Annotated in this window: 10 protein-coding genes; 8 read left to right on the top strand and 2 right to left on the bottom strand. The window is 68.3% G+C overall.

The features are described 5' to 3' along the window. The coding region (locus VGF64_11245; GenBank protein ID HEY1635325.1) for a 2-oxo acid dehydrogenase subunit E2 at positions 1–1,575 on the bottom strand (1,575 nt) is incomplete at its 3' end. Positions 1,576–1,620: 45 nt separating this feature from the next. Here VGF64_11245 and ettA point away from each other — a divergent pair. The 8 genes from ettA to VGF64_11205 all read left to right on the top strand — a co-directional run bounded on the left by ettA (position 1,621) and on the right by VGF64_11205 (position 10,287). Further along, positions 1,621–3,306 carry an energy-dependent translational throttle protein EttA gene (ettA, locus tag VGF64_11240; GenBank protein ID HEY1635324.1) on the top strand — a complete coding sequence of 562 codons (1,686 nt, stop codon included), beginning with the start codon at positions 1,621–1,623 and terminating at the stop codon, positions 3,304–3,306. Positions 3,307–3,426: 120 nt separating this feature from the next. Then, positions 3,427–3,663, top strand: coding sequence for a hypothetical protein (locus VGF64_11235; protein ID HEY1635323.1), 237 nt, complete (start codon positions 3,427–3,429; stop codon positions 3,661–3,663). 21 nt (positions 3,664–3,684) lie between these two features. Beyond that, positions 3,685–4,035, top strand: coding sequence for a 6-carboxytetrahydropterin synthase QueD (gene queD / locus VGF64_11230; GenBank protein HEY1635322.1), 351 nt, complete (start codon positions 3,685–3,687; stop codon positions 4,033–4,035). Next, on the top strand, positions 4,032–4,730 hold the full coding sequence (queC, locus tag VGF64_11225) for a 7-cyano-7-deazaguanine synthase QueC (GenBank protein ID HEY1635321.1): 699 nt from the start codon (positions 4,032–4,034) through the stop codon (positions 4,728–4,730). The genes queD and queC overlap by 4 nt, the downstream gene beginning before the upstream one ends. After that, complete coding sequence (locus tag VGF64_11220) at positions 4,727–5,500, top strand: 7-carboxy-7-deazaguanine synthase QueE (protein ID HEY1635320.1); 774 nt, start codon at positions 4,727–4,729, stop codon at positions 5,498–5,500. Before queC ends, VGF64_11220 begins: the two co-directional genes overlap by 4 nt. Before the next feature lie 52 nt (positions 5,501–5,552). Further along, positions 5,553–6,686, top strand: a complete 1,134-nt coding sequence (locus VGF64_11215) for an acyl-CoA dehydrogenase family protein (protein ID HEY1635319.1) — start codon at positions 5,553–5,555, stop codon at positions 6,684–6,686. Positions 6,687–7,173: 487 nt separating this feature from the next. Then, complete coding sequence (locus tag VGF64_11210; protein ID HEY1635318.1) at positions 7,174–8,802, top strand: hypothetical protein; 1,629 nt, start codon at positions 7,174–7,176, stop codon at positions 8,800–8,802. 495 nt (positions 8,803–9,297) lie between these two features. After that, the gene (locus VGF64_11205; protein HEY1635317.1) at positions 9,298–10,287 is read left to right on the top strand and encodes a hypothetical protein; all 990 of its coding nucleotides are present in this window, start codon (positions 9,298–9,300) and stop codon (positions 10,285–10,287) included. 56 nt (positions 10,288–10,343) lie between these two features. On the opposite strand, the gene VGF64_11200 is transcribed toward VGF64_11205, so the two are convergent. Next, positions 10,344–11,591 carry a cytochrome P450 gene (locus VGF64_11200; protein HEY1635316.1) on the bottom strand — a complete coding sequence of 416 codons (1,248 nt, stop codon included), beginning with the start codon at positions 11,589–11,591 and terminating at the stop codon, positions 10,344–10,346. Between the last annotated feature and the right edge of the window lie 36 nt (positions 11,592–11,627).

Here is an 11,627-nt window from a genome sequence, read left to right as displayed (position 1 = left end):
TTCGAGGCCGAACCGCTTCTGGCCGATGTACTTGCTGTGGAGGAAGCGCTCGAAGGCCTCGGCCGCGTTCAGGCGGCCGAGGAGGTAACGCTGCTCGTCCGCGTCCAGCCGGGTCGAGACTCCCTCGACGTGGTCCTGGATCCAGCGCTTCTGATCGGGCTCGGAGATGTGCATGTACTCGACGCCCACCGTGCGACAGTACGCATCGCGCAGGATGCCGAGCGTCTCGCCCAGTGTGAGCATGTCCCGCCCGGCCAGGCCGTCGGTGAGGAACTCCCGGTCGAGGTCCCACAGGGTCAGGCCGTAGGTCGCCGGATCGAGCTCCTGATGCATCCTCGGGGGCCGGGCCTCCAGGGGATCGAGGTCGGCGATCAGGTGGCCCCTGACCCGGTACATGTTGATGAGGGTCTGCACGTGCACCTGCTTGACCAGGTGGCTGCGCTCCTCGTCGACGGGGTTGACATCGGGCCGCCACTCGACCGGCTCGTAGGGCACGCCCATAGCGCGGAACACGTCGTGGTAGAAGCCGTCCTCACCGAGCAGCAGCTGGTGGATCCTCGACAGGTACCTGCCCGACTCGGCGCCCTGGATGATGCGGTGGTCGTAGGTCGAGGTCAGGGTGATGACCTTGCTCACTCCCAGCTTGGCCAGCATGCTGGGATCGGCGGCCTCGTACTCGACGGGATAGTCGAGGGACCCGACGCCCACGATCAGACCCTGGCCAGCCATCAGTCTCGGTACCGACATCGCCGTGCCGACCGTGCCCGGGTTGGTCAGGCTGACCGTCGTGCCGGCGAAGTCGTCGACGCCGATCTTGTTCGTCCGCACCTTGCGGATCAGCTCCTCGTAGGCGAGGAGGAAGCCGCGGAAGTCCAAGGTGTCGGCCGCCTTGATGCAGGGGACGAGGAGGGTTCGCGACCCGTCGGGCCGCTCAACGTCCACCGCCAGCCCGAGGCCGACGTGCGGGTGACGCACGACACCCGGCGTTCCCTTGCCGTCGACGTCGGCCACGAAGCTGGCGTTCATCGCCGGGACCGACTCGAGGGCCCTGACCACGGCGAAGCCGATCAGGTGGGTGAAGCTCACCTTGCCGCCGCTGGTGCGCGAGAGGTGATTGTTCAGGATCGTACGGTTGACCTCGAGCAACTTGGCCGGCACCTGGCGCACGCTGGTGGCGGTCGGCACGCCGAGGCTCGCCTCCATGTTGGACACGATGCGAGCGCCGGCACCGCGGATGGGTGTGGGTGGCGTTTGGTCGGCGTCACTCGCCGGCGGTGCCTGCGGCTGCGGCTGCGGAGGCGCCGGCCGGGCCGCAACGGGCGCCGGACCCTCGGCGGGCGTCGGGGCTGCGGGCGGCGCACTCGGGACGGTCGGGCCCGGCGCGCGGTCACCAGCAGCGGGCGCGGCCTCGGCCAACTGCGCCGCGCCGTCGCCTCTCCGGTAGTCGGCGAAGAACTCCCGCCAGCTCTCGCTCACCGACGACGGGTCGCGTCGGTACTGCTCGTACATGTCCTCGACGAGCCAGGCGTTCGGGCCAAAACCCCCGAACGACTCGTCGCTGCGCGGCTCTGGCATCACCCACGATCCTACCGGCGACCCGACCCGCTACCGTCGGAGACCGTGCCGGCCCAGTTCATCTACGTGATGCGTGACCTCCGTCGTTACTACCCGCCCGACCGGGAGGTGCTGAAGGGGATCAACCTTTCCTTCTACCCGGGAGCCAAGATCGGCGTCATCGGCGCCAACGGCTCGGGCAAGTCCTCCTTGCTGCGGATCATGGCCGGCGAGGACGACGGCTACACCGGGCAGGCCCGGCTCTCCCCCGGCTTCACGGTCGGACATCTCCCCCAGGAGCCGACCCTCGACCCGACCAACGACGTCCTGGGAAACGTGGCCGCGGGGATGGGCGAGGCCACGGCGCTGCTGAAGCGCTTCGACGAGATCAGCGAACAGCTCGGATCCGCCAACCCCGAGGAGATGGAGCGCCTCCTCGCCGAACAGGGAGAGTGCCAGGACCGCATCGAGGCCATCGGAGCCTGGGAGCTCGACCGCACCCTCGAGGTCGCCATGGACGCCCTACGGCTCCCGCCCGGCGACGCCAACGTGGACACGCTCTCGGGCGGCGAGCGCCGCCGGGTGGCCCTGTGCCGCCTGCTGCTCAGCCGGCCCGACCTCCTCCTGCTCGACGAGCCCACCAACCACCTCGACGCCGAGTCAGTGGCCTGGCTCGAGCGGTTCCTCCACGAGTACGAGGGAACGGTCGTGGCGGTCACCCACGATCGGTACTTCCTCGACAACGTGGCCGGCTGGATCCTCGAGCTCGACCGAGGGGCGGGACTGCCGTGGGAGGGCAACTACTCCTCGTGGCTGGAGCAGAAGCAGGCCCGTCTCGCCAGCGAGGAGAAGGCCGACTCGGCGCGCCGTCGCACCCTCGAGCGGGAGCTCGAGTGGGTCCGCCTCTCCCCCCGAGCCCGCCAAGCCAAGGGCAAAGCCCGCCTGTCGGCCTACGAGGCGCTGCTGGCCGAAGCCGCGGCTGCGCCCGGCCGGGAGGAGCGGCTGGAGCTTGCCATACCGCCGGGGCCTCGTCTGGGCGACCTCGTGGTCGAGGCGGCCGAGCTGAGCAAGGGCTACGGCGACCGCCTGCTCATCGACACGCTCGACTTCTCGCTGCCCCGCGGGGGGATCGTCGGCGTGATCGGCCCCAACGGGGCGGGCAAGACCACGCTCTTGCGCATGATCACCGGCCAGGAGAAGCCCGACGACGGCAGCCTGGTCGTCGGACAGACGGTGAGCCTGGCCTATGTGGACCAGTCGCGCGAGGCCCTCGATCCGTCCCGCACGGTCTACGAGGAGATCACCGGCGGTCAGGACCGCCTGATGGTGGGCAGTCGGGAGATCCACGGACGGGCGTATGTGGCCGGGTTCAACTTCACGGGATCCGACCAGCAGAAGAAGGTCGGCGACTGCTCCGGCGGCGAGCGCAACCGCATCCATCTGGCCAAGGTCCTGCGCTCGGGAGGCAACGTGCTCCTGCTCGACGAGCCGACCAACGACCTCGACGTCGACACGCTCCGAGCCCTCGAAGACGCGCTCGTGGCGTTCGTCGGCTGTGCCGTGGTGATCACCCACGACCGGTGGTTCCTCGACCGGATCGCGACGCACGTGCTCGCCTTCGAGGGCGAATCAGTTGTGCACTGGTTCGAGGGGAACTTCAGTGATTACGAGGCCGAGCGCCGACGCCGGCTCGGTGCCGCCGCCGACCAGCCCCACCGCATCCGCTACAAGCCCCTCGTCAGGGGCGGGTGACAGACCGGCAGATGATGGCCTGACGCCGGATCAGTTGACTAGTCTGGGGACCGAGCCGCGGCAGGTCCCTGGCGCGGCTGGGGGAGCGATGTGAGAAAACAGGCCGGCGGAGCAAGAGGCATGACAGAGAGTCGAGCTGTCGTCCGAACCGTGGAGCCCGGCAGCTCAGCGATCTGCGCCCACTGTGGCGCCCCGGTGAAGTTCGTGGCCCGCGCCCAGCTCCGCCAGGTCATCGCCAACGTCTACGTCGATGGCACGTGGGACCGGGTGGAGCATTACCACGCCGATTGCTACGGGGAGGCCGGCGAGCCCTACGGCCCGCCCGGCGCGGATCAGGGCCGCGCCGAGCACAGCTAGCCGGGGATAGCCTGGGTGCGGATGCGCACCCAGGTCAGCCGCTCGTTCGCCTTCGAGGCGGCCCATCATCTCCCGTGGCACGCCGGCAAGTGCCAGCGACTGCACGGCCACCACTATCGCCTCGAGATCACCGTCGAAGGGCCCGTCAACGAGCACGGCGTCGTCATGGACTTCGACGACCTGGCGGCCGTCGTCGAGCGTGAAGTCGTGAGCCGCTATGACCACCGCCTGCTGAACGACATCGTGGACAACCCCACCGCGGAGCGGATCGCCCACGAGGCGTGGAAGCACCTCGAAGCGGCGGGCCTGGGCCTGGTCGCCGTCCGCCTCTGGGAGACCCCACAGTCCATGGTCGAGCTGTTGGCCGAATGAGCCCGAGCCGCCAGGTGGTCATCCTCTCCGGCGGGCTCGACTCCACCACGTGCATGGCCCTCGCCGCGAGCGATGCCGATCGTCCGCCGCTGGCCCTCAGCTTCGACTATGGCCAGTCGCACAGGATCGAGCTCGAGCGCGCCGCCAAGGTGGCCGCCCACTACGGCGCCGAGCGCCTCCTGGTCACCCTCGACACGCGGGCCTGGGGCGGGTCGGCGCTCACTGACTCCTCGGTCGAGATACCGGGACCGACGGCCCCGGTGGACACGAGCGAGCCGGATTCGGTCCACATACCGGCGACCTACGTTCCCGCCCGCAACAGCATCTTTCTCGCCGTCGCCCTCGGGGTGGCCGAGGCCCGTGACGCCGATGCGGTGTACCTCGGCGTCAATGCCCTGGACTACAGCGGCTATCCGGATTGTCGGCCGGCGTTCGTCGACGCCTTCCGCGCCGTCGCGGCAGTGGGCCAGAAACGTGGGCTCGAGGGCAGACCGGTGGACATCCGGACACCGCTGGTCGACCTGACCAAGGCCCAGATCGTCCGCCTCGCGCTCGACCTCGGCGCTCCGATCGAGCTGACCTGGTCGTGCTACCGCGCCGGCCCGGATCCGTGCGGCGCCTGTGACGCCTGTCACCTGCGCGCTCGCGGCTTCGCAGAGGCCGGCGTGACCGATCCGGCCTTGCCGACGCCATGACCGAAGCCACGACGAGTAGCACGACGGTGCTGGTGACCGAGGTCTTCTCGGCGATCCAGGGCGAGGGGGCGCTGGTGGGCGAGCGTCAGGTCTTCGTCCGCCTCACCGGCTGCAACATCCGCTGCGCCTACTGCGATCAGCCCGAGGCCCTCGAGAAGCGTCCGGGGCCGTGCCGACTCGAGCAGACGCCGGGCCGTAGGGACTGGTGGTGGCGGGAGAGCCCGCTTCCCGTCACCGAGGTCGCCGACGCCGTCGATCGGTTATGGCGCGCCCTTCCGCACCACTCGGTGAGCGTGACCGGCGGCGAGCCGCTGCTCCAGGCCCGGCGCCTCTGCGCCCTGTTCCCGCTGCTGGCCGAGCGCCACCAGCCGATCTACCTCGAGACCAACGGGACTCTCCCTGGCGGTCTGGCGTCGGTGCACGAGTGGGTCGACCATATCGGTATGGACATCAAGCTCGACAGCGTCGACCACGAGGGCGTCGACCTCGACACGCACCAGCGGTTCCTGCAGGCCGGGGCGGCTCGGCATCTCTTCGTCAAGATCGTGATCGGGCCGGCGACGGTTCCCGGCGAGCTGGAGCGTGCCGTAGGCATGGTCCACGAGGTGGCGCCGGAGACCGAGATCTTCCTGCAGCCGGTCACGCCCTTCGCCGACGTCACCGCCGCGCCAAGCCCGAGCCAGGTGCTGGAGCTGCAGGAACGGGCGCTGCGACTCCACCAGCGCGTCCGGGTGGTGCCCCAGACGCACAAGCTGATCGACCAGCTCTGACCACGGTCCGGGCTGCTACCGTGACGCCGACGTCAGTTTCGGGACACCAGTCATGGACCTCGAGTTCACAACCGATCAGGACGAGCTGCGCACCTCGGTGCGGGCCGTGCTCGCACGCGAGTGCCCGCCCAGCTTCGTGCGCGAGGTGGTGGAAAAGGGCGCCCCTGCTGGCGACCTCTGGTCGTCCATGGTCGATCTCGACTGGCCCGCCCTGACGATCGATCCGGCGTACGGAGGTCTGGGGCTCGGCTTCATCGAGCTGGCCGTCGTCGTCGAGGAGCTGGGCCGGGCGATCGCTCCGGGGCCGTTCCTGCCGACCGTGTCCCAGTTCGTGCCGGGGATCCGTGAAGCAGGCACCGCCGCGCAGCACGAACGGTTCCTGGGTGACGTGGCCGCGGGTCGCATCACCGGGACCCTGGCGGTCGCCGAGGAGTCGGGCAGCTGGGCGGGCGAGGACGTCGCGCTCGTGGCCCGCCGCCACGGCAACGACTGGATCCTCGATGGCTCCAAGCACTACGTGGTCGAGGGCGCCACGGTCGCCGAGTTGGTTGTCGCCGCCCGACTCGATGGCACCGAGGGATCCGACGGTCTGGCCTTGTTCATCGTCCCCCGCGAGGCGGTGGTGGCGACCCCCTTGCAGACGCTCGACGCCAGCCGCCAGTACGCAACCGTGGATCTCGACGGTGTGACCGTCGGTCCTGACCGCACGCTGGGCGAGCCTGGTCGGTGCGCGCCGGTGCTGGCCCGCGTCATCGAGGAGGCCTCCACGGCGCTGGCGCTGGAGATGGTGGGGACCTGTCAGTCCATCTTCGACATCGCTCTCGAGCACGCCAAGACCCGCGAGCAGTTCGGCGCGCCCATCGGATCTTTTCAAGCCATGAAGCACAAGTTCGCCGACATGTTCGTGGCCCTCGAGTCAGCTCGGGCGCTGTGCTATTTCGCCTCGGCGACCCTCGCCGAGGACGACGAGCGTCGATCTCTGGCCGTCGCCATGGCCAAGGCCGCGGCCGGCGACTGTCAGCGCCTCCTCGTCCAGGAAGGCATCCAGAGCCTCGGCGGTATCGGCTTCACGTGGGAGCACGACATGCACCTCTACGTGAAGCGGGCCAAGTCAGGCGACGCCGTCTTCGGCACGGCCCGCCAACACCGCGCCCGAGTGGCCGAGCTGAGCGGTTTGAGCTACTAGCTTTCGGGGTACCCCCGCCGGAACACTGGCGGCGACTGCTGGAAATGTGCCCCATTTCTGCGGCCGTTGGTAGTGTTCGCCGGCCGACACTCGACCATCTCCGGGATCTCCCGATCTGGGCTGTGGGTGGCGAGATCGGCCTGCCGCTGCAGCTCGCCTCGACGGCCACGGACCCGGACCGTACCGCTGGTCGCAGGCGGGACCCGCTATGAGTGAGCGACACGCGACAGCGAAGGTTGGGGAAGAAGATGAGCGCAGCGTCCCGGCAAGCGCCAACAAAGTCTCAGGTCAACAAGGCTGGGCGCGCCCTCCGAAAATGGTGGCAGGGGTGGCCTGGGGACGGTGACCCGATCCTCGACTCGCCGTGACGACGACCGGTCTCGAGGGTCCTCGAACCGACCCATCTGGACAAATTGATCAGCGTGGTCGGGAAGACAGGCCCCTCGCAGTCTCGAGGCCTTGGCGATCACCGGGTGGACATGCGAGCGTGCCTGGCTCGCCAGTGTCGCTTGCCGTCGCCGGGCTGACCTTGATTGGGTTGGTCCTTCGACTTGCCATCCTGTTTCGACCGCTGGCACTCATCGACCGGCTCTTCATTCCCGACGACACCTACTACACGCTCACGATCGCCCGCTCGATGGCCCACGGCCACGGCCCGACCGTCGATGGCACGACCCTTACGAGCGGGTTCCAGCCGTTGCTCGGCTTCCTGATGACTCCGGTGTTCTGGCTCACCAATAGTGCCGACGCCGCTCTTCGCGCCGATCTCACCTTGCTCGTCGTGGTCGACACGGCGACCATCGCGGTGCTCGCCTGGGTGGCGTACCGGCTCGCCGGGAGAGTGGCCGCCATCGTAGCCGCGGCCCTGTGGGCCATCTCGCCGGTTGCTATTGGGATGTCCTTCGGTGGCCTCGAGACGTCGCTGGCCATCTTCGTTGAGATCAGCCTCGTAGCTCTGTGGATCTGGGCCAACGACCGACCGACGGCATTGCGGTGGGGGATGGCCGGCGCCGTGGGTGGTTTGGCCGTGCTCGCGCGAGTCGACGCGCTGCTGCTCGTGGTTCTGCTAGTTGTACTGCAGCTCTGGCGCGGGCCTCGTCGGCCTCTCGCCCTCGCGACCGTGGCCGCGGTCGGGATCGTGGCCCCGTGGTGGGTGTGGTGCACGCTGACCTTCGGGACGCCTCTGCCGACGAGTGGGCCGGCCGCACATCAGATCTTGCCGTTCCCGTCGTTTTCGAGCATGACCATGTCCCTTGCGGCCGGGACTGTGAGCGGCGGGCCTTTCCAGCCGTTGGACTGGTTGAGGTCGAGACTCATCGGCCAGTCGCTCGGCGTGCTCGTCTTCTGGCTTCTGGTCCTGGCCTCGTCCGCCCTCGCCGTGCGCTGGGTGACTCGGAAACCACGTCAGGGGGTTGGTGAGCGTTTGGCGAGTCCCACGGGTCCAGGCGTAAGGGCGATCGTTGGCACCTTGCCGGCGTTCGCCGCGGGTCTGCTGCTGTTCTACGCCTGGTTCGGCGTCACCTTCTACTTCACCCGATACCTCGCCCCCGTCGGCATGGTCCTGGTGGTGGTCGTTGCGGCCGGAGTAGGTGGGCTGGCGTCGGGTCACGGGCGCGGGCGCCCCCTGACGCTAGTTGTCCTGTCGGGGATCCTCGTTGTCCCGACGGTCTCCGCCGCGCAGCTGGATGCATACTACGCGACCACCCGCTCCGTACCGGCGGTCGGGCCTTCGTCGCCTCACTTCTACGATGCGGCCACGGGCTATCGGGAGGTCACCACACAGGCAGTTCGAGTACCTCCGCGAGGCAGTGTCATCGGCGGCTGGCAAAGCGGGGCGCTCAGCTATTTTTCCGAGGGCCGTCTCACCGTCGTCAACCTCGACGGTGTGGTGAACCCCATCGCCTATGCGGCCTCGCAGCGCGACCGGACCCTTGCCGCGTACATCCGGAGCCGTCACATCGGTTGGGTCGCCGACTTCCCGATTGCAGTCGTTAGGATCGACCTCGAGCTCCACCAACTCCAACCGCCGCCGGCGGTAAGGAAGGTCACCACATTGTCGCCGAGCGGTCCGTCCCCTGGCTATATGGTCGACGAGATCACCTGGCCCGCACGCTGAGCCTCAGGCGACGCCGTCTTCGGCACGGCGCGAGACCACCGCTCTCGGGTTGCTTCCCTCTCAGGACTCATCTAGCTCGCGCCGCCCTTGAGCGCATGATGCGCTGAACTGCGGTTTTGGGCCCGCCCGGTAGAACTCCTCGTGCGAGGCCCTGCCCTCCCGACAAAAGGTGCAAAACGGTTCTCTTTGGGTACGTGTGTAGGCGGAGTCAGAGATCCCACGAGCACCGGAAGACCATCTGGGGGTGGGCGCCAGGTGAGTGGTAGACCACAGCGATCACGTCATGCCGTGATCCACGTCCGGCGGCGATTTCTTGCCCTTGTGGCCTTCGCTCTAGGGGCTCTCCTCGCCACTCCAGCGAGTCTCGCCGCCTCGATTTCCCCCGCCGCTGCCAGGGGCGCCGCCGCCGGCCCCACCACGCACAGCGCGTCGGGGCCAGTCGAGTCGGTCTGGGAGAACCCCTCCCAAGCCATCTCCCGTGACGATGGGCTGAGTGTGGCGCTTCCTAACGGGAACGCTCTCTGGGTCTTCGGAGACACAGGAGTGTTCCACGCCAACTCGTCGGGCCAGATGGTGATGACAGGCTTCATCACCGGCAGCACGGCGGCGGAGGGACCATACAGGGCGGGGCAGATCCCCTCGTCCCTGGAGGAGGTCCCCAGCGCCGGCAACCCTCTGACGCTCTCCCCCGGCAACCCGCCGGCGATGCACATACCGTCTCCGACCGACGTGTATCTGCCCGATGGAAGCGGCAATCGCTGCACCTTCGCATCCGGGCAATACCCCGCACGTTGGGCCAGCGGTGCGGCGCTCATCCCCAAGACCGATGACGTTCTCGTCACCTACGGCGACGTCTGCATCACAGGATTTGGCAGTATCCGTGCGGAAGGCTGGGGCTTCCTGGAATACAACTGGAAGACCAACGCGATCGACGTTGGTCCTGATGAGGTCTTCCCGCCGGCTCGCAGCGGCGCTGCGTTGCCACCGGACCTCGTGCTGGGCAGCCCTGTCATCAGCAACGGACAGGTGAGTCTGTTCTCGTTCGTGTGCACGAGCTTGTACGTCTCGTGCAACGCCGGTCACGTCTACGCAGCAACCCTCCCCGATACCACATCGGCGCTGCAGAGCCAGTCCTCCTATCAGGTCAGACAGGCAGCAACCGACGCATCGACGACATGGCAACCGATGGGGATCGCAGTCAACAGTTACCCGAATGCGCCCTTGCGAATGGTCGAGACCAACACGATCACCGGCGCGTACGACGTCCTCACCGCGAAGACCGCCACGGGTCCGTGGCACCTCGAGACAACGGGGATCGTGCCCAACTGCCTAAACGTGCCCTCCGGTTTCTGTCGTGCTCTGGTTGGTCAACCAGAGCTGAGCACGCCCTCACAGCTCGTCATCACCTACTACGACCCGGCAGCCGGACCGAAGGGGACATCGGGTCCCACCGGTCACCTGGTCGGTGTGGGGACGATCTATTAGTCCACGCCACCCGCGCCGGCCTCTGACGGAGCCGCGGCGCGCCGCGACCGGGCCCGCTAGTCGAAGGCGACCCGCAGCTCCTTGGGTGACCGGAAGGCCAGGCCCCGGATCTCGGGCGGCGGGGCGTCGGGGTCGAGTCGCAGGCCGGGCAGGCGGTCGAGCAGGGCGTTGAGCGCCACGGTCGTCTCCATGCGGGCCAGGTGCATGCCCAGGCACATGTGAGGCCCGTAGGCGAAGGCCATGTGCTGCTGGGGATCCCGGAAGATGTCGAACCGCTCGGGGTCCGGGTATCTCGCCGGGTCGTGGTTGGCCGCGCCCATGTTCACGTTGATGATCACGCCTGCCGGCAGGGTGACACCGCCGATGTCGACCTCGCGGCTCGTCGTGCGGGCGATCCCGGTGAGCGGAGGCTCCCACCGCAGGCCCTCCTCGATGGCCTGGGGAATGAGTGAGCGGTCGGCGCGCACCGCCTCCAGCTGGTCGGGGTTCATCAGCAGCCCCGTCAGCAGGTTGCTCGACGACCGGTAGGTCGTCTCCGCTCCCGCCGGCAGCAGCAGCCGCAGGAAGGCGAAGATGTCCTCGTCGGTCAGCTTCTGACCCTCGAGCTCAGCCTGCGCTAGCGCGGTGATCACATCGTCCGACGGCTGCCGGCGCCGCTCGGCAAGGACCCCGGCGAAATAGTCCCTCAGCTTGCCCGACGCCTCCATCCCGTGCTCGAAGTCGGCACCCACGCTGATCAACCCGACCGCCCAGGCGTGGAACGTCTCCAGATCCTCCTCGGGAAGGCCGAGCATCCCGGCGATCACCCGCACCGGGAAGGGGAAGGTGAGCTCGGACACCAGATCAGCCCCACCGCGACCGACGAAGGTGTCGATGAAGCGGTTGACGATCGGCCGCACCAGCTCGGACTCCCAGCGGACCATGGCCTTGCGGGTGAACGCCTGCTGGACGAGCCCGCGGTAGGCGCGGTGCTCCGGCTGGTCCATCTCGAGGATGCTGTGGCCCATGACCATGCCCATGCTCTCGGCGTAGCCAGAGGAGGAGAAGGTCTGACTGTCGCGAAGGACCTTCTCCACGGCCTCGTGGGTGACGATGGTGTAGGCATCCGGCAGGTCGAGGCCCTCCATGTTCTCCAGCTCGTAGAGCTCGGCCAGGTCGCGCTTGTGCACCGGGCCCTGCCGGCGGAGCTCGGCGAAGTCGGGATAGGGGTTGGCGACCTTGGACGCCCCGACACTCCTCTCGAAGACCTCGAACGGGTCGTAGGTCGCGTCGTCGAACGGTGCGATCCCGCCTTGCGTCGTCATCGCTCCCCTCTCTGGACCCGGTCAGTTCCCTAACAC

The organism is Acidimicrobiales bacterium (assembly GCA_036491125.1).
Taxonomy (GTDB): Bacteria; Actinomycetota; Acidimicrobiia; order Acidimicrobiales; family AC-9; genus AC-9.
The sequence above is the reverse complement of the archived record's forward strand: the minus strand, read 5'-3'. Positions and strand labels throughout refer to the sequence as shown.

Coding starts and splice junctions, on each gene's coding strand:
- queC (HEY1635321.1), top strand. CDS start 4,032: ATGAGCCCGAGCCGCCAGGTGGTCATCCTCTCCGGCGGGCTCGACTCC.
- VGF64_11235 (HEY1635323.1), top strand. CDS start 3,427: ATGACAGAGAGTCGAGCTGTCGTCCGAACCGTGGAGCCCGGCAGCTCA.
- VGF64_11220 (HEY1635320.1), top strand. CDS start 4,727: ATGACCGAAGCCACGACGAGTAGCACGACGGTGCTGGTGACCGAGGTC.
- VGF64_11200 (HEY1635316.1), bottom strand. CDS start 11,591: ATGACGACGCAAGGCGGGATCGCACCGTTCGACGACGCGACCTACGAC.
- VGF64_11215 (HEY1635319.1), top strand. CDS start 5,553: ATGGACCTCGAGTTCACAACCGATCAGGACGAGCTGCGCACCTCGGTG.
- queD (HEY1635322.1), top strand. CDS start 3,685: ATGCGCACCCAGGTCAGCCGCTCGTTCGCCTTCGAGGCGGCCCATCAT.